At 40.0% G+C, this 18552-nt stretch carries 18 protein-coding genes and 1 other annotated feature; of the genes, 16 read left to right on the top strand and 2 right to left on the bottom strand.

The window, feature by feature from the left end:
* The first annotated feature begins 54 nt into the window (after positions 1–54).
* From A6754_RS06770 to A6754_RS06790, 5 genes are all read left to right on the top strand, one after another.
* Positions 55–1119, top strand: a complete 1065-nt coding sequence (locus A6754_RS06770) for a GerMN domain-containing protein (RefSeq protein WP_066443105.1) — start codon at positions 55–57, stop codon at positions 1117–1119.
* Between the two features lie 114 nt (positions 1120–1233).
* Positions 1234–1977, top strand: a complete 744-nt coding sequence (rph, locus tag A6754_RS06775; protein ID WP_066443106.1) for a ribonuclease PH — start codon at positions 1234–1236, stop codon at positions 1975–1977.
* A gap of 29 nt (positions 1978–2006) precedes the next feature.
* Complete coding sequence (locus A6754_RS06780; RefSeq protein ID WP_066443107.1) at positions 2007–2618, top strand: XTP/dITP diphosphatase; 612 nt, start codon at positions 2007–2009, stop codon at positions 2616–2618.
* Entirely contained in the window at positions 2615–3130 is a 516-nt protein-coding gene (locus tag A6754_RS06785; RefSeq protein WP_066443108.1) for a metallophosphoesterase family protein, read from the top strand. The genes A6754_RS06780 and A6754_RS06785 overlap by 4 nt, the downstream gene beginning before the upstream one ends.
* Before the next feature lie 680 nt (positions 3131–3810).
* A complete protein-coding gene (locus tag A6754_RS06790; protein ID WP_066443109.1) occupies positions 3811–4233 on the top strand; it encodes a group I intron-associated PD-(D/E)XK endonuclease in 423 nt (140 codons plus the stop codon).
* A gap of 81 nt (positions 4234–4314) precedes the next feature.
* Here A6754_RS06790 and A6754_RS06795 read toward each other — a convergent pair whose 3' ends face one another.
* On the bottom strand, positions 4315–5136 hold the full coding sequence (locus tag A6754_RS06795) for an STAS domain-containing protein (protein WP_371806957.1): 822 nt from the start codon (positions 5134–5136) through the stop codon (positions 4315–4317).
* A gap of 467 nt (positions 5137–5603) precedes the next feature.
* Between A6754_RS06795 and A6754_RS06800 the strand changes: the two genes are divergently transcribed.
* From A6754_RS06800 to A6754_RS22305, 3 genes are read left to right on the top strand one after another with little or no spacing between them, the layout of a single operon-like run.
* Positions 5604–6176: a nucleotidyltransferase family protein gene (locus tag A6754_RS06800; protein ID WP_066443110.1), complete on the top strand. Its 573-nt coding sequence runs from the start codon at positions 5604–5606 to the stop codon at positions 6174–6176.
* Complete coding sequence (locus A6754_RS22300) at positions 6157–6894, top strand: hypothetical protein (RefSeq protein ID WP_082851628.1); 738 nt, start codon at positions 6157–6159, stop codon at positions 6892–6894. Before A6754_RS06800 ends, A6754_RS22300 begins: the two co-directional genes overlap by 20 nt.
* Complete coding sequence (locus A6754_RS22305) at positions 6866–7360, top strand: hypothetical protein (RefSeq protein WP_082851629.1); 495 nt, start codon at positions 6866–6868, stop codon at positions 7358–7360. The genes A6754_RS22300 and A6754_RS22305 overlap by 29 nt, the downstream gene beginning before the upstream one ends.
* Positions 7361–7642: 282 nt before the next feature.
* Here the strand turns inward: A6754_RS22305 and A6754_RS06810 are convergent, their stop codons facing one another.
* On the bottom strand, positions 7643–8398 hold the full coding sequence (locus A6754_RS06810; protein ID WP_066443111.1) for a hypothetical protein: 756 nt from the start codon (positions 8396–8398) through the stop codon (positions 7643–7645).
* Between the two features lie 375 nt (positions 8399–8773).
* Positions 8774–9005 (top strand) — a binding site (T-box leader).
* Positions 9006–9071: 66 nt separating this feature from the next.
* Here A6754_RS06810 and ilvB point away from each other — a divergent pair.
* The 8 genes from ilvB to A6754_RS06850 all read left to right on the top strand — a co-directional run bounded on the left by ilvB (position 9072) and on the right by A6754_RS06850 (position 18427).
* The gene (gene ilvB, locus A6754_RS06815) at positions 9072–10793 is read left to right on the top strand and encodes an acetolactate synthase large subunit (protein ID WP_066443112.1); all 1722 of its coding nucleotides are present in this window, start codon (positions 9072–9074) and stop codon (positions 10791–10793) included.
* Positions 10790–11305, top strand: a complete 516-nt coding sequence (ilvN, locus tag A6754_RS06820; protein WP_066443113.1) for an acetolactate synthase small subunit — start codon at positions 10790–10792, stop codon at positions 11303–11305. The genes ilvB and ilvN overlap by 4 nt, the downstream gene beginning before the upstream one ends.
* Before the next feature lie 62 nt (positions 11306–11367).
* Entirely contained in the window at positions 11368–12393 is a 1026-nt protein-coding gene (gene ilvC, locus A6754_RS06825) for a ketol-acid reductoisomerase (protein ID WP_066443114.1), read from the top strand.
* Positions 12380–13918, top strand: a complete 1539-nt coding sequence (locus A6754_RS06830) for a 2-isopropylmalate synthase (protein ID WP_066443115.1) — start codon at positions 12380–12382, stop codon at positions 13916–13918. The genes ilvC and A6754_RS06830 overlap by 14 nt, the downstream gene beginning before the upstream one ends.
* Positions 13919–14137: 219 nt before the next feature.
* Entirely contained in the window at positions 14138–15250 is a 1113-nt protein-coding gene (gene leuB / locus A6754_RS06835) for a 3-isopropylmalate dehydrogenase (protein WP_066443116.1), read from the top strand.
* A gap of 58 nt (positions 15251–15308) precedes the next feature.
* On the top strand, positions 15309–16724 hold the full coding sequence (leuC, locus tag A6754_RS06840) for a 3-isopropylmalate dehydratase large subunit (protein WP_066443117.1): 1416 nt from the start codon (positions 15309–15311) through the stop codon (positions 16722–16724).
* Positions 16725–16735: 11 nt separating this feature from the next.
* Positions 16736–17317, top strand: coding sequence for a 3-isopropylmalate dehydratase small subunit (leuD, locus tag A6754_RS06845; RefSeq protein ID WP_066443118.1), 582 nt, complete (start codon positions 16736–16738; stop codon positions 17315–17317).
* A 96-nt stretch (positions 17318–17413) separates the two neighbouring features.
* On the top strand, positions 17414–18427 hold the full coding sequence (locus A6754_RS06850) for a tetratricopeptide repeat protein (protein ID WP_066443119.1): 1014 nt from the start codon (positions 17414–17416) through the stop codon (positions 18425–18427).
* The last annotated feature ends 125 nt before the right edge of the window (positions 18428–18552 follow it).

Here is an 18552-nt window from a genome sequence, read left to right on the forward strand (position 1 = left end):
TTACAAATAGGCTCGTATACATGTAGTACAAACTGTCTTAGGAGGGAAAATTTCATGTCAATAAATAAAAAATGGACAATAGTATCAGCTGTGGTAGTGTCATCCGCATTATTAACTGGGTGCGGCTTATTTGGCGGCGATGAGAAGGAACAGATCGATCCGCCGCAATCTGTAACATACACAGAGGATGGAGAAGTCATTACGGAAGAAACAGCTGGTGCAGGTGAAGAAGTGGAAGAAGTCAGTTCCCTTCAGACTGAACTATACCTAGTTGATAAAAATGGCTATGTTGTTCCGCAAACATTGCAGCTGCCTGAAACCAATTCAGTTGCAACACAGGCACTGGAATATTTAGTTGAAAATGGTTCTGTGACTGATCTGCTTCCAAATGATTTTAAAGCTGTATTGCCTGCAGAGACGAAAATGTCTGTGGATGTAAAAGATGGAGTAGCAACTGTTGATTTTTCGAAGGAGTTTAATAACTATCAGCCAGAGGATGAAATGAGAATCCTCGATTCCATAACATGGACACTTACTCAATTTGATACGATTGATGAAGTGAAGCTGACGCTAAACGGCAATGAGATGACAGAAATGCCTGTTAATGGAACACCAATTGGCGAGTCGCTTACAAGAGCGAGCGGCATTAATCTGGATGCAAGTGATGTTATTGATATTACAAATACGAAGCCAGTGACTGTTTATTACCTCGGAGGAGCAGAGGATAATTATTACTATGTTCCTGTTACAAAACGGATCAGCAATGAAACAAATGATAATGTAGTTGCAGTCGTAAATGAGCTTGCAGATGGGCCAAACTATGGTTCTAATCTGTTAATGGACATGAACAATGATGTACAGCTGCTGGATGAACCGAAAGTAGAAAATGGGACAGTGACATTAAACTTTAATGAAGCCATTTACAGTACCTTCGATGATGAAGAGAAAATGATCTCCCAGCATTTAATGAATGCATTGGTACTGTCCTTAACAGAACAAAAGGGTGTTGAAAGTGTCGCCATTACGGTGAATGGCGAAGCTGGTTTCTCAAATGAAAACGGCGAAATCATTACGGAACCTGTAACACGTCCAGAAAAAGTGAACACAGGTAGTTTTTAAAAATGAGTTTTTGATATACTATATAGTAACAATAAAAGAGGTAGGCAAATATTGCCGCCTCTTTTTATTGGATTCATACTAGTAGTGAAAATGACTTGAGGGGGAAATGTACCATTGCGAAATGATGGACGACAACCGCTGCAATTGCGGCCTATACATATTGATACAAACTATTTAAAGCATCCGGAAGGCTCTGTGCTTATTACTGTTGGCGATACAAAAGTAATTTGTACAGCAAGTATTGATGAACGAGTGCCTCCGTTTTTACGAGGTCAAGGAAAAGGCTGGATTACAGCAGAATATTCCATGCTCCCGCGCGCAACCGATCAGCGCAATATTCGAGAATCTTCTAAAGGCAAAGTTTCCGGCCGGACAATGGAAATTCAGCGCTTAATCGGACGGGCTTTAAGAGCGGTTATTGATTTAGATGCGCTTGGAGAAAGAACAATCTGGCTGGATTGTGATGTCATCCAGGCGGACGGCGGGACAAGAACCGCATCAATCACAGGTGCCTTTGTTGCCATGACGCAGGCGATTAACAAGCTACACAGCCAAAAGAAACTGTCAAAATTTCCTATCCATGACTTTCTGGCTGCCACAAGTGTTGGTATTTTAACAAATGATCAAGCAGTCGTTGATCTGAATTATATTGAAGACTCTAGCGCAAAAGTGGATATGAATATTGTCATGACGGGAAATGGGGAATTTGTTGAGCTTCAAGGAACAGGAGAAGAATCAACATTTTCATATAATCAGCTCCAGGAAATGTTAAAAGCAGGACAGGACGGTATCTCTGAGCTATTTGAACTGCAAAAAGAAGCTTTAGGGGAAGAGATAACAGGGAAGATTAAGAAATAAGAAATAAACATAGAGGGAGAGAAGCAAGCATGCAAGAAGTAATCATCGCAACCAAAAATGCAGGAAAAGCTAAAGAATTCAAACGCATGTTTTTGCCGCTTGGCTATGAAGTGAAAACCTTACTGGATTATCCTGAATTTGAGGATATTGAGGAAACGGGAAGTACATTTGAGGAAAATGCGATTTTAAAAGCAGAGGCAGTATCAAAAGCTCTTAATAAAATTGTCATTGCCGACGATTCAGGACTTATGATCGATGCATTAGATGGCAGACCTGGAATCTATTCTGCACGCTATGCTGGAGAAGCGAAAAACGACGATGCCAACATGGATAAGGTCCTAGAGGAGTTAAAGGATGTTCCTGAAGCTGAGAGAACGAGCCGGTTTTACTGCGCTTTAGCCGTTGCAGTTCCAGGAAAAGAAACAGAGACAGTAGCGGGTACATGTGAAGGTTCCATTTTAACGGAAAAACGGGGAAGCTTTGGATTTGGCTATGATCCAATCTTTTTCTGCGCTGAAAAAGGAAAAGCCATGGCAGAACTTGAGCCGGATGAAAAGAGTGAAATCAGCCACCGCGCGAATGCTTTAAGAAAGCTGGAGGACATGCTGCCAGTTCTTTTTCCAGGAGCTGATGGGAAATGAAAATCCTTATTTTAAGTGACAGCCATGGGCTAACGGATGAATTGGTGTCAATTATGGAACGTCATCAGGATTGTGCCATCATGATCCACTGTGGAGATTCCGAGCTTGAGCCAAATCATCCAGCAATGAAAGGGTTCACTGCTGTCCGGGGAAACTGTGATTTTTATGGCGGCTACCCCGAGGAGATCATCAGCCTGGCAGATGGCTTAAAGGTTTTAACGGTACATGGTCATTTGCATTCGGTTAAGTCATCACTGATGAATCTGTCATACCGGGCACGAGAAAAAAGTGCCAATATCGTTTGCTTTGGCCACTCACACCAGCTTGGTGCTGAAATGATTGATGATATTCTTTTTATCAACCCTGGCAGCATCTTAATGCCGCGGGGACGTGTGGAGAAAACATATGTCATCTTAACGATCGATCAATCAGTACTGCAGCTTGATGTGTATGAAACATATGGTGAGAAATTAGACGAGCTTTGTCGTAACTTCTCCCTTCCAAAAGAATAAAGAATCGCATATAATAATTGAGGGAAGCAAACACTTCCCTCATAAAGAATTTTTTTCTAAAAAAATGTTGACTTTTAATTATTACTTTAATATAATAAATATTGTCCTCAAGAGGACGTTAACATTTAAATATGTCCCAGTAGCTCAGCAGGATAGAGCAACGGCCTTCAAGAAATTAGGAGCCTCTATAAGGAAACAGAAACTTTTAGAGTGGACGACACTGTATCGGTGAAGCCTTAACAGATATGCTGATGGTAATACCGAGGAAACTTACGCCTAACCTTAGGATGAGAAATTCTGAATGACTAACACTGTTAGTGGTAAGAATTTTAAATAATGATCACTCTTGATCATCGTGAGGATCCGTAGAGACTATACGTGTCGCACCTGAAATGGTGAAGATATAGTCCAGACCACAAACAAAACTTGTTTGGTGACGAAAGTCATAGTGGTAAGCTAAGCCGTCGGTCGGGAGTTCGAATCTCTCCTGGGACGTCATAAATTGTACAGAAAAAGGATGCTAACACAGATTAGAAATTGTGTTAGCATCTTTTTTTATTTTTCTTCAACATTCTTCACAACTTTGCATTCATACTTTTCTGCTTCAATCAATTTAAGGTTCTGCAAACAGTGATTCTTCTTCTTAGGTGCTGATTATCATTTAGAAGGGAGAGCTTACAATGCAACACCATACAAAAAACAAAGGAGATTTAGGTGTTTTAAAGGCACAAGTTGATCTTTATCAGAAAGGTTTTATGGTGATGTTACCTCTAACTGAACATGCTCCATTTGACTTGGTTATTTATAAAGATGGATCATTTAAGCGTGTTCAAGTTAAGTTTAGAAATATGAATCATAGAGGTAATCTTGAAGTAAGGTTTCGCTCATCATATTATAAAAGTACAGGTGCCATCAGTAAACCAGTTGATAAGGAAGAGGTCGATATTTACTGCATTTATTGTCCTCAGACTGATGAATGTTACTATCTTGATCCCAAGAATCTGAAGGAATCGGTTACTTTAAGGCTCACTCCTGCTAAAAATAATCAATCAAAGCTAGTAAAAATGGCTAGTGATTTTAGAGATTTACCATTAGGATATTGAAATATACTTGCTGCTTTTGCTACCTCATTCCCAACATAAAAAATGCATAACAAAAGACCGCCTCTCAGCGGTCTCTATTGTTTAAATATATTCCCTCAGCGTATCCTGAAGTGTTCCTCTTGTATCTGCATCTTTATCGAAGCGGATTCCCGCATGGACCATTCGTCTTACAAGGTCTGGGCGTAAACCAGTCAGTACTGCTTTGCATCCCATCATGGCAATACCTGCTAATATCTTCTCAAATTGATCTATAACATCCATTTCCATTTGGGCAACGCCTGAAAGATCCAGGATCAGAGTCTGGATCCGCGAGTTTGCAATTTCGTTTAGAACCTTTTCCTCAATGATCCGTACTCTATAGGAATCAATGTTTCCAATCAGAGGCAGAACAGAAACATGTTCTCTTACAGGAATGATCGGAACTGATAGATGTTCGACCATATTTCTTTGTTTTTGCAGCATTTCATCTTTGTAGGATGAATAGTTAAGAAAAAATGTATTGAGGAACTGGTCGATTCGATCGTTTATAAGCTTTTCTAATTCATAGAAATCATCTCGATCTATTGTCATTTGTTTAATAGCGTCCAGTTTATTTATAGATAGCCATAAGGTTCGTCTTATTGCCTGTACCCACTCTAATTTTAAGGAAAGGGTTAAAGAGTGAGATGCCCAAGCGATGCCTTCCTGTTTTGCAAAGGCGGTTAATTCCTCATCTCTTTGTTCAAGGACACAAGTGATGAGCTTCCTTGCATTTTTTAATAAATCGATATTTCCCGTATTTAAGATGTCTTTTATTTTCGTAGACACGTTTACAGCTTCAGATAACAGCTGCTCCTCAAACTTATTACCATTTTCTTGTATAAATAATTGTACTTCTTTACTGATGTTGGACATTAATTCCACCGAAAGCTCTCCCCCAGTTCTTGTGCATAGAATAATAAAAAATTTAGGAACCTAAATTAAATGAAGTTTTTTGCTAATGTTAGTGTCTTTATAAAAGGATCCAGCCAATGCACTCCATTATGAAGGTAAAATTACTACTGCTTTACTATAAGATTGTTATTAGTTCTTTTCCATTTAATATCATATGTAATTTGCCGGAAGTCCCTGGTTCAGATCCTTAGACAAAGATATAACATTATCTTTTACCCATATTATAAAAGTTAAAACATATTAATAACAATATTACTGTGAAAATGTTAGAAACCTATTCCCTCGCTTTCCAAACTAGCATTTACAATTTGATTATACCAAATATTTGAATTATTAGACAATTATTCACATTCTTTGTTTACTGATTAAACAGGAGCTTGATCAACATAGATAGAATAAGTATAAAGTTTATATTTAGTTGAAAGGGGACACATATCATGAAAACAGAAGAAGACATTCTTGAACTGATCCGGGAAGATCACTGGATGATGAATCTCCTAAAAGCTGTTCAATCCTTACAGTTGCCAGATTGGTGGATTTGTGCTGGATTTGTGCGCTCAAAAATATGGGATACCTTACATACCTACCAAGAGAGAACACCGCTGCCTGATATTGATGTAATCTACTATAATCCATCTAATATAGATGAATCCGAAGAAAAAGAATTGGAGAGAAAGCTAAACCAGCTTGTTGCGGGAATACCTTGGTCTGTTAAGAACCAGGCCAGAATGCATGTGTTAAATGATATGCCGCCCTATACATCATCCACAGATGGCATCTCCAAGTTTCCTGAAACGGTAACAGCTTTAGGCGTTAAGTTAGATGAGAAAGACAATCTAGTATTAACTGCACCTTGGGGGATTGAAGATGTCTTGAACTTAAAAGTAAGGCCAACTCCCTATTATTTGGAGGGGGAAGAGAGGGTGGCCATTTATAATAATCGAATGAGTAAGAAGAAATGGAATTCTATCTGGGAGAAGGTAGAGGTTTGTGCAATTGAATATAAATAAGTCTAATGTTTTTGAAAGAATAGCAGAAAACGCAAATTTATATTGGCCCGAATTTCAATTGGTCGCAGTGGCTTTGTATGATCAGAATGGAGCGTATTTATACAACCATCCCAAATATTTATCTGCAGATAAGCCTTATTGTTTTTTAAAATGGAATGAGAAATTTAATGGGGCTAATACATTAATCTTATACGAAGGTTATCCTACTGCAATAGTAAACCTAAATTACTATAAGGAAATGAACAGTGTTTATTCGATTATGGTACACGAGCTATTTCATGGGTTTCAATATCTTAAAGAAGAAAGCCGCTTTCCGGATGAGTTAGCAGGGATGAATTATCCATTGCACAAGGAAAATATTGAATTGCGCAATAGAGAAAGGAGATATCTATATCAAGCAGGTATCTCAACAAGCAGAGAAGAAAAGATCGATAATATGAAGAGATTTGTTGAATTAAGGGAAAGCAGGCGTAAATTTATAGATCATTTTCTAGATTACGAGCTTTTCGTTGAGACAATAGAAGGACCAGCTTTTTATGTTGAATTTCAAGCTAATCTCCATATTAGTAATCATTCATACAGTAAATTATTAGAAACATTCAGCAAAGGATTATTGGAAAATAAGGAATCCTCTCAATTTCTCAGAAGAAGCTGCTATAGTTCTGGATTTGTCATTTGCTGTCTGCTGAATGAGTTTTTTTTCTGGTTGGAAAGATAAGTTCTTTACTGGCAATTCGACACTATATGATATTTTAAAGCAAGAAGTTAAGCATGAATTTAAAGAGATTGACCATATCAATATCAGCAGCGAAACTCTTGCTATTATTGAAAATGTTAACAGAGACCGACTAGACATGTTCACACAATTTGAACATAAAGAAGGATATCATTTATACCTGTTTGGCGATATGGAAAGAGAAACATTTGACCCTATGAACACTGTTGTCGGGAAACAGAGGGAACTGCATCAGAACTTTATAAACGTTCTCTTAAACGGAACGGAATATTTAATAAAACAGCCTGTCATTGCATACTATAATTCTTTAAATAAACTTAATAAGCTTCATATTGTGCTGCCGGATAAACCAGTTAATAGGAATGGGAAAGTTACTATAATTGGTATTGGTGATATAAGAGGCAAATTATCTGAAGAAGATGGATCCTACTATTTTAGGGCAGAATGAGAGTAATTTTGAATGTTCTTGTAGGGAGGTGAAATTAAACGGCTAGTAAGAATTTAATTCATAAGGATACAGTGACTGAAGGTTGCGCGTTAGCTAAGTGCCCGTCGTACCTCAAAAAGGAGCCTGAAGGGAACTTACCCACCAGCTAAGTGCCCGTCATACCACCAAAAGGGTCGTGAAGGGAACAAACGCGCCTCCTAAGTGCCCGCCCACCCCAAAAAGCAGCCTCACACGAATCAACACACCTATATAATAGTCCCTTCACCCTCAAATCTGATTCTTTTACATCTTTTCATACAACTTTAACACATCAGCTAATATCTCACGGTTATATCCCGTCCTCTCAAATATCCTCTCCACCCAATCTCCTATGCTTCCTAGTGTTGGATCAGGAAACAAACCGTCATTTGTGCTTAAGAAACTCTCCCAATTATAAAACTCCCAATGAGCGATTTCAGAATCATAAGGTACTCTGCATTCTATTAGCGGTTTTGAGCTAATCGTATTCTGGGAAAGTTCAGCAGCTTGTAAAAAGAAATCCATACCCACGGGTTTCGGGTCAAAGACTTGTTTAGACGTTTTTCCATTTGGGCGATGATAGAGGATTTGAAATGTATCATTGGCAGAGTGAACCTGCACTTGTGCGCCAGGAAAGAAACCAGACAGTCTTTCAGCTGTAAAATCCTCGTACTCCGAATCTATTAAAATCGGAGTAATCCATTGATCGCCTAAATCACAGTAGTATCTCTTTCCTTCCTCGCACACTGCGATGACAGCTGCATGAGCATCTTCTGTCATGAGCTGGTCGCCGATCGGATAGGCTTGTATACCATCTTTTTTAAATTCATCTAAAAGCCAGATTGCAAGATCAAAACAATTCCCTGACATCCCATATTGCTCTCTATGCTCTTTCATAAGAGAAAGTGCTCTTTGTTTTTTGCTGCTTGCACTGCTATAAACCCAAATTTTTGTTAAAGTCTCCATAGGAAAGTCGTTAAATTTTTCCCATGTTGCTAGTATGCTTTGTGCTGCTTTCATATGCTCACCTTCCCTCTTCAAATAACAGATCTATATCTAACTAAAGACTACCACCCAGTCATTAGAAATAAAATATATTTTTGGTAATTATTGAGAAAACACTAGAGCATTCATTTCGAAAATATAAAATTTTTTCAAAAAATTTTGTCCAACAAGAATGGGAAGCTAACAACAATGAAAGCGCATCCAATTAAATTGACTAATCAAAATTATCAAATAATTTAAAAAATGCTATTGACGATGCTGGTAAATGCGGGTAAGATAGTCCTCAATAAAACAAATTACACAAATAACACAAACACAGCAAGACGTTTTCACTTTGAAAAACTGTCATTTTTTTAACCTAAAAATTTAACGGTTTAAAGTGTTGAATCGATAAAATCAATGATGAGGACAAGTAATTTTATGAACAGGATTTTACAGAGAGCCGGGGATGCTGAAATCCGGTAATCCAGCATAAAATGAACTCACCTCTGAGTGCGGGTCTGAACCTTTTAGTAAGACCTGCCGGGTAGCTGCACCCGTTATCAAACAAAATGAGAGCACGTATTATACGTGAATCAGGGTGGTACCGTGGAACAGGTTTTCAAGCCTTTTCATCCCTTGTTTTCCAGAAATCTGGATAAAGGGATGAGAAGGCTTTTTATTTTTTTAAAGAGGAGGATTTTCATTCATGTTGCAGGGAGCTGCGTTACCCGAGGTTAAAGCGGAGAATACACGGTCAATAACAGGTTCCGATTTGTTATTAGATGCCTTGGAAAGAGAGGGAGTTGAAGTCATATTTGGCTATCCTGGAGGAGCAGTGCTCCCCATCTATGACAAGATTTATTCGTCAAAGATTCTGCATGTTTTACCGAGGCATGAGCAAGGAGGCATTCATGCAGCAGAAGGCTATGCAAGGATATCCGGCAAACCAGGCGTTGTTATTGCCACTTCTGGACCAGGTGCAACCAATATTGTGACTGGACTTGCAGATGCCATGATGGATTCACTGCCGCTAGTTGTATTCACCGGCCAGGTTGCTACAGGAGTTATTGGTACAGATGCTTTCCAGGAAGCAGATGTTTTAGGGATTACTACACCGATTACCAAGTATAACTACCAAGTTCGAAAAGCGGAGGACATACCTAAGATTGTAAAGGAAGCCTTTTACATTGCTTCCAGCGGCAGACCTGGTCCGGTTTTAATTGACATACCAAAAGATATCGCAGCTGCTCCAGCTGAAATGCAGGAAGAGGCAGAAATCCATCTTCCGGGTTATCAGCCAACCAAACATCCGAATTATTTGCAGATCAGAAAGCTGATTGAAGCAGTCAGCAAAGCAAAAAAGCCAGTTATATTAGCAGGGGCGGGCGTTCTTCATGCAAAAGCGATGCACGCATTAAAAGCCTACGCAGAGCAGCAGAAGCTTCCGGTTATTCATACTTTGCTTGGCTTAGGCGGATTTCCGGCAGAACATCCTCTATTTATCGGCATGGCAGGCATGCATGGCTGTTATACGGCCAATATGGCACTATCACAATGCGATTTGCTTATTAACATCGGTGCCCGCTTTGATGATCGGCTTACAGGTAACCTGAAGCATTTTGCTCCACATGCATCGGTTGCTCATATTGATATTGATCCGGCAGAGATTGGCAAAAATGTTGAAACGCTTATTCCGATTGTTGCAGATGCAAAAGAAGCACTGCAGGAACTTGTGAATGGAGAAGGCAAACCGCCAGTCCATGATGAATGGATGAAACAGCTAGAGGAGTGGCAAGAAGAGTTTCCATACCATTATGACCAAACATCACTTGAGGTGAAGCCGCAAAAGGCAATGGAGCTTATACACTCTTTTACAAACGGAGAGGCGATTGTTGTCACAGATGTAGGGCAGCATCAAATGTGGGCAGCGCAATATTATCGATTTAACGAAGCGAATCGCTGGGTCACATCAGGAGGATTAGGAACAATGGGCTTCGGTTTGCCAGCAAGCATTGGGGCACAGCTCGCTGATCCAAAGCGGAATGTAATTGCGGTTCTTGGAGATGGCGGCTTTCAGATGTGTACGCAGGAATTAGCCGTTATTCGTGAGATGAACCTGCCAATTAAAATCGTTGTCTTGAATAACCAGGCTCTTGGAATGGTGCGCCAATGGCAGGAAATCTTTTATGATTCGCGTTTTTCACATAGTAAGTTTTCCTCACAGCCATCATTTGTAAAACTGGCAGAAGCCTATGACATAAAAGGGGTTTTAATTGATACAAAGGAACAAGCGGAAAATGAATTAAAACACCTATTAACATGTAACGAACCAGTATTAATCGATTTGCGGATTGATCCAAATGAAAATGTATTTCCGATGATTGCTCCGGGTAAGGGGCTGCATGAAATGGAAGGTGTTAAACCGTGAGAAGAATCATCTGCCTGACCGTAATGAATCGGCCAGGGGTGCTTAATCGAGTGACCAACTTATTTTCGAAACGAAATTACAATATTGAAAGCATTTCTGTCGGCCACTCTGAACTTGAAGGCATGTCCAGAATCACATGTGTCATACATGTCGAGGACGAAAAAGCGAGCGAACAGATTACTAAACAGCTTAATAAGCAAATTGATGTGATCAAGGTAACGGATATTACAGACCAGTCTATTGTCGCAAGAGAATTGGCGTTAATAAAAGTGCAGTCAACTCCGCAGACAAGAAACGAGCTTTATTCGTTAATAGAACCTTTTCGAGCATCAGTTATTGATGTAAGTAAAGAAAGCATGGTCATTCAAATTACCGGCGAATCTGAAAAAATTGAAGCTTTTATAGAACTAATTAGTCCTTATGGGATTAAAGAGCTGGCAAGAACGGGCACAACCGCTTTCCCTCGAGGGACGCAAAGAAGTGCACCGCCGAAACAGGTATCGATTTTATAAAAATGTTCAAGCACTTTCTAAATATTTTAAAACCATAAAACAATAGAAGAGGAGAATGAAAAATGGCGAAAATGTACTATAACGGAGATGCAAATGCAGAATACTTAAACGGGAAAAAGGTTGCAGTAATTGGTTACGGATCACAAGGGCATGCACATTCATTAAACATGCGTGACAGCGGTGTAGAAGTTGTGATTGGACTGCGCAAGGGGAATTCCTGGAACAAAGCAGAAGCAGATGGATTTGCAGTCTATCCTGTAAGCGAAGCAGTAGCACAAGCTGATGTAGTCATGATCCTGTTGCCTGATGAGCAGCAGACGAAGGTGTATAAAGAAGAAATTGAGCCTAATTTGACAAACCAGGCTTTAATGTTTGCACATGGCTTCAACATTCATTTCAATCAAATTGTTCCTCCTGAGGAAAGTGATGTGTTATTAGTAGCACCTAAAGGACCTGGTCATCTTGTACGCAGAACATACGAAGAAGGTGCAGGGGTGCCAGCTCTATTTGCGGTCTATCAGGATGTAACAGGCGAAGCGAGAGAGCTTGCTTTAGCATATGCCAGAGCCATTGGATCGTTAAGAGCAGGCGGTTTAGAAACAACCTTTAAAGAAGAAACAGAAACAGACTTATTTGGAGAACAGGCAGTTCTGTGCGGAGGACTAACTTCTTTAGTAAAAGCAGGATTTGAAACATTAACAGAGGCAGGATATCAGCCAGAACTAGCTTATTTTGAATGTTTGCATGAGCTTAAGCTGATTGTTGATTTAATGTATGAGGGCGGATTAGAGGGGATGCGCTATTCAATCTCAGACACAGCACAATGGGGTGATTTTGTCAGCGGACCTCGAGTAGTGGATGCAAGAGTAAAAGAAGAAATGAAAAGCATCTTAACGGACATCCAGCAAGGTAAATTTGCGAAAGGCTGGATTCTTGAAAATCAGGCAAATCGCCCAGTGTTTAACGCGGTTAACGAAAGTGAAAAACAGCATCAAATTGAAATTGTTGGTAAGGAGTTAAGAAAAATGATGCCATTCGTGCAAAAAAATAAACAAAAGAAAGAAGTGGCTGTCAGTGCGAACCATTAAAATATTCGATACAACTTTGAGAGATGGAGAACAGTCAGCTGGAGTAAACTTGAATTTCTCAGAAAAGCTCGAAATTGCCAAACAGCTTGAAAGATTAAATGTGGATATTATTGAAGCTGGTTTTCCTGCAGCTTCTAAAGGCGACTTTGCTTCTGTTGAGCAAATCGCCAAAACCATCCGCAGCGCTTCTGTAACAGGTTTGGCAAGAGCCGTTAAATCGGATATTGATGCAGCATGGGAATCATTAAAAGAGGGTGCAGAACCGCGTCTTCATACATTCCTGGCAACTTCTCCTATTCATAGAGAATATAAATTGAAAAAATCAAAAGAAGAAGTCATTGCAGCAGCTGTCGAAGCAGTAGAATATGCTTCCAAAATGTTCCCGATCATTCAATGGTCTGCAGAGGATGCTTCCAGAACAGAGCTTCCTTTCTTAGCAGAAATTATTGAAAAAGTGATTAGGGCGGGAGCGAACATTATAAACATTCCAGATACAGTAGGCTATGGAACACCAGCTGAGTATGGACGAATCTTTTCTTACTTAAGAGAACATGTTCCTTCTATTGATAAAGTACATCTTTCAGCACATTGCCACGATGATTTAGGAATGGCAATTGCCAATTCACTTGCCGCTGTTGAGAATGGTGCAACACAGGTGGAAGGAACCATCAATGGCATCGGTGAACGAGCTGGCAATGCAGCATTAGAGGAATTTGCGGTTGCTCTTCATATTAGAAAGGATTTTTATGGAGCGAGCACTGCTATGAATCTGCAGGAAATCAGCCGCACGAGCAGTCTCGTCAGCAAGCTTACAGGAATGACGGTTCCAGCCAATAAAGCGGTTGTCGGTAAAAATGCATTCGCCCACGAGTCAGGCATTCATCAGGATGGCGTCCTTAAAAACAAGTCGACCTATGAAATCATTTCACCAGAACTTGTTGGTTTCCATTCAAATGCGATGGTGTTAGGCAAACATTCCGGCAAACATGCGTTTAAAAACCGTCTTCAGGAGCTTGGTTTAACTGTTCCTGATGAAGAAATTCCAGCTCTTTTCACCATCTTTAAGGATTTGGCAGATCGGAAAAAGGAAATGACCGATGATGACCTGGCCGCTATCGTTCTTGAAGAAAAGCTCTCTAAAGACCAGCGCTTCTATGAGCTGATGCAAATACAGGTTCAATACGGCACAAATCAAATTCCAACAGCGACTGTCACGTTATCCGGCAAACAAAATGAAATGCTGCAGGAAGCCGCAACAGGTGCTGGCTCGATTGAGGCACTTTATAATACGCTCGAAAAATGTATTACAGGCGAAGTTCATTTACTTGATTACCGTATTCAGTCTGTTGGTGCAGGCAGAGACGCGTTAGCACAAGTATATGTGAGCCTTCAATATGAAGGGCAAGAATCAAGCGGCAGAGGCTTAGCACAGGATGTTCTTGAAGCTTCGGCCAAAGCCTACTTAAATGCTGTTAATCGTGTCATTTACTTAAAAGAAAGCAAAACAGCGGTCTTAAATGTATAAATTTCGCTTTCTAAGTGATTTTTGCTGAAGGATTATTGTTTAAATAACCTTTTATATACAAGGTCAGTATAGAAATCGCTGATTGGAGTGGTGCGGTGCTTCTGCAGCAGGAGGCTCACCACCGCTCCTCCTTAAAACGACCAGCATGAATTGGAATTTGAATTTTCATTTTATTTTTCACACAAAAAAGCCAAATGAACAAAATCGGAGGGGTTAGTGATGGAAAAACGGATCGTTGTTCTTCCAGGAGACGGAATTGGAAAAGAAGTGACAAAAGGAGCTGTTGAAGTTCTTCAGGCAGTTGGAGAACGCTTTGGACACCAGTTTCATTTCACATATGGAAGCATTGGCGGAGAAGCCATTGATACATATGGCACGCCTTTACCGGATGAAACCATACAACATTGTAAAGATAGCGATGCGGTTTTATTAGGTGCTGTTGGCGGTCCGAAATGGGATGTTCAGCCTCCACACCTTCGTCCAGAACGCGGTTTGCTGAAAATCAGAAAAGAACTGAACCTTTATGCAAATCTAAGGCCAACGAGCTATTATGATAGTCTTGCAGAGAATTCTCCATTAAAAAAGGAATATATCGAAAATGTAGATTTGCTTTTTGTTCGAGAGCTGACAGGCGGGCTGTATTTTGGCAAACCAAGTGAGCGCGTGGAAAGAGACGGAAAAGAAGCGGTTGTTGATACATTATACTATCAAAAGTCTGAAATGCAGCGTGTCATTAAGCTTGCTTTTGAGCTTGCGGAGAAGCGCGATCAAAAAGTAACGTCAGTAGATAAAGCAAATGTCTTAGAATCAAGCAGAATGTGGAGAGAAGTAGCTAATGAGATTTCTGAGCAGTTTCCGAATGTAGAACTGGAGCATATGCTGGTCGATAACGCAGCGATGCAATTAGTCACAAATCCAAAGAGATTTGATGTTATTGTAACGGAAAATATGTTTGGCGATATTTTAAGTGATGAAGCTTCCGTTCTGACAGGATCATTGGGAATGTCGGCTTCTGCCAGTCTTTCAGAGGATGGTCCTTCTTTATATGAACCGATTCATGGCTCTGCTCCTGATATTGCAGGTCAAAATATTGCCAATCCGCTTGCAGCCATTTTATCAGCAGCGATGATGCTGCGTTTATCTTTTGGAATGCAGGAGGAAGCAAAGGCGGTTGAAACGGCAGTCAACCAAGTGCTTGATGCAGGCTATCGAACGAAAGATATCGGCAGATCTGTCAATAACTATGTATCTACTAGCGAAATGATTAATGAAGTTAAAGCGATGATTTTAGATCATGAAGCGATTATGCATATTATGGAGGCTTACTCTTAATTATAGCCAATGCAGTTGTCAAAAAAATGAAGCACTCGTTTCGATAGGGGGGAACACAATGGGTAAGTCAATTATTGAAAAGATATGGGATAAACATGTTGTATATGAAGAAGAGGGCAAGCCGGATTTATTATATATTGATTTACACCTTGTGCATGAGGTTACTTCACCGCAGGCCTTTTCAGGGCTAAGAATGAAAGGGAGAAAGGTGCGCAGACCGGATAAAACCTTTGCTACCATGGACCATAACGTTCCAACAGACAATCGTTCCGAAATTCAAGATAAAGTAGCGCTGAATCAGATGACGACATTAGAAAAAAATTGTCATGAATTTGGGATTCCGTTAGCAGGCATAGATAGTCCAGATCAAGGGATCGTTCACGTCATTGGTCCGGAGCTTGGACTGACATTGCCAGGCAAAACGATTGTCTGCGGAGACAGCCACACTTCAACACATGGTGCTTTTGGTTCTATTGCTTTTGGTATTGGAACGAGTGAGGTTGAGCATGTACTGGCCACTCAAACCATATGGCGCGCTAAACCGAAAACACTGAAAATTGACATCAGCGGAACTCCTAATAAAGGAGTAACAGCGAAGGACATTATTTTATATATCCTTTCAAAGCATGGCTTTGATTTTGGAACAGGCTATATTATTGAATATTGTGGTGAGGCAATAAGATCCATGTCGATGGATGAAAGAATGACCATTTGTAATATGTCTATTGAAGGCGGGGCCAGGGCTGGCTTAGTGAGTCCTGACGAGACGACTTTCTCCTATATAACAGGCAGAAAGTTTGCTCCCAAAGGCGAGGAATTGGCTAAGGCAGTTGCAGAATGGAGAGAGCTTGCTTCAGATGATGATGCGGTCTATGACAAGACGATTGAAATCCATGCAGAGGAAATTGCTCCAATGGTCAGCTGGGGGACGAATCCTGCAATGACTTCAAGAGTGCATGAAAGAATTCCGTATCTTTCAGACTGCAAAAACGAGATTGAAAGAAAATCTCTGCAAAATGCCCTTTCTTATATGGGATTAACAGAGGGACAAAGAATAGATGATATTCACATACAGCATGTGTTTATCGGTTCTTGTACAAATTCCCGCCTCGAGGATTTAAGGCAGGCAGCTGAAATTGTGAAAGGCAAACAGGTGCATAGCAATGTTAGAGCATTGGTGGTTCCGGGCTCACAGCAGGTGAAGAAGCAAGCAGAAGAGGAAGGGTTGCACCGTATTTTTACGGAGGCAGGCTTCGAGTGGAGAGAATCTGGCTGCAGTATGTGTTTAAGCATGAATAATGACATTGTTCCTGCTGGTGAGCATTGCGCATCAACATCGAACCGGAATTTTGAAGGCAGACAAGGAACAGGTGCAAGAACACATCTTGTCAGCCCAATCATGGCTGCTGCGGCTGCCATATATGGAAAAATTACCGATGTATCAGCGATGATGCCGGAAGAAGCAGTTAAATAGGGGGGAAAAGGATGAGTGCATTCACAAAAATAACAGAAAAGGCGGCAGCTTTTGATCGCGCAAATGTCGACACAGATCAAATCATACCAAAGCAATTTCTTAAAAGAATTGAAAAAACAGGCTTTGGCCGCTTTTTGTTTAATGATTGGAGATATTCACCCGATGGTGAGCCAAACCCTCATTTTGAATTAAATAGACCTGAGAACGCAGGTGCAAAAATATTAATTGCCAATGAAAATTTTGGCTGCGGCTCATCCAGAGAGCACGCGCCATGGGCATTATTAGATTATGGTTTTAAGGCAATCATTGCTCCTTCATTCGCAGATATTTTTTATCAGAACTCCTTAAAAAACGGATTGCTTCCAGTTACATTGGACGCAGAAAAAGTCGCACAGCTGCTGCAAAAAGCAGAACATGAAAACTATGAACTTACCGTTGATTTAGAAAACGAAAGCATTTTTGACACCAGCGGGTTTAAAGCACATTTTTCAATAGATCCTTATTGGAAAAAGATGCTCGTAAATGGCTGGGATGAGATTGAAATTACCATGCAATTAGATGAATACATTACTGTATATGAAAAGGCGCAGTAAATAGAAGGTCCATTACTATTAGGTGATGGATCTTTTTGTTTTTTTATTCTCACCATGCTAAACTAACTGCAAACCAATCATAAGGACGGTATAGATATGAAAAAACGGGAACAGAAAGATTCAGGTGAAAATATTATTCTCTTTCCCGGTCTTGAGAAGCGGCTTATAGAAAAAGGACTTGAGGCAGTCAAACTAAAAGATTTCAAAAATGCGGTTCATTATCTAGAAGACGCCCTCAGTCTGGATCCTGATAATAGTGAAATACATATTGGTCTAGTCCTTGCCTATTTTGAGTCAGGTAACTTGCACAAATCAAAAAAATTGGCTGAAAGCATGCTGCAGAAAGACATAGGAAATTATATTGATATAATGGAGCTATACTTAATGATTCTCGTTCAGCTGGGGCAGTATGCTGAGATTATTACTGCGATTGAAGGCCTTTTGGAAGAGAAAGAGGTGCCAAAGGAAAAATACGAGCATTTTAGCACCATGCTTGCTTTTAGCAGAAAGCATGTCCATTTAGCTCCGATCGAGATAGAAGAAGAACATGAAGATATCAAGGAACATGAACCAATTAACTTTTTTGCTGTGCTAGATCAAAATGAGCAAATTCAGATAGCCGCAAAACTGGCTCAATCTAACATACGGAATCAGCTTGAAGGAATAGAAGAGTATTTGAGAGATCAGGACGGGCAATATTTTTTTAAAACCATCCTGTTAAATGTCTTAGCAGAACATGGCTTTGAACGTTCTGTGCTGGTTAATAAGGGCGGAAAGCAGAAGCAGGTAATACCAGCCGACATGCATAACTGGGATGATCAAAAGCAATACAATGAGATTATAGGGATTCTGGAAGCTGGCATTTCTCAGGAAGATCCTATTTTATATGAAAATACAAAAGAAATCATAAAGCGCCACTACTTTCTTCTCTATCCTTTTGAGGTTGAATCGATCTCTTCAAATGCACTGGCTGCTGCTTATCATAGACTAGTCACAAACTACTTTGGAATAGAGATTTCATTAGAAGAATTAGAAGCTTTATATGAAGTGGAAGAGAGAGAGATTCAGGCTGCAAGTGAGCACATCTCTACACTAGAAGAAATTTCTTAGCGCAAAAATAAGGCTCAATCTTGAAAGCTATGCTCCGTGTGTTATAATATAATGGTTGTATTACGCAGATAAGTAATTTTTAACAGTTACTAGTGAATGAATAGTGGCTTGAAAACAAGACGTAT

Origin of the sequence: Cytobacillus gottheilii (assembly GCF_001636345.1) — a bacterium.
Lineage (GTDB): Bacteria > Bacillota > Bacilli > Bacillales > Cytobacillaceae > Cytobacillus > Cytobacillus gottheilii.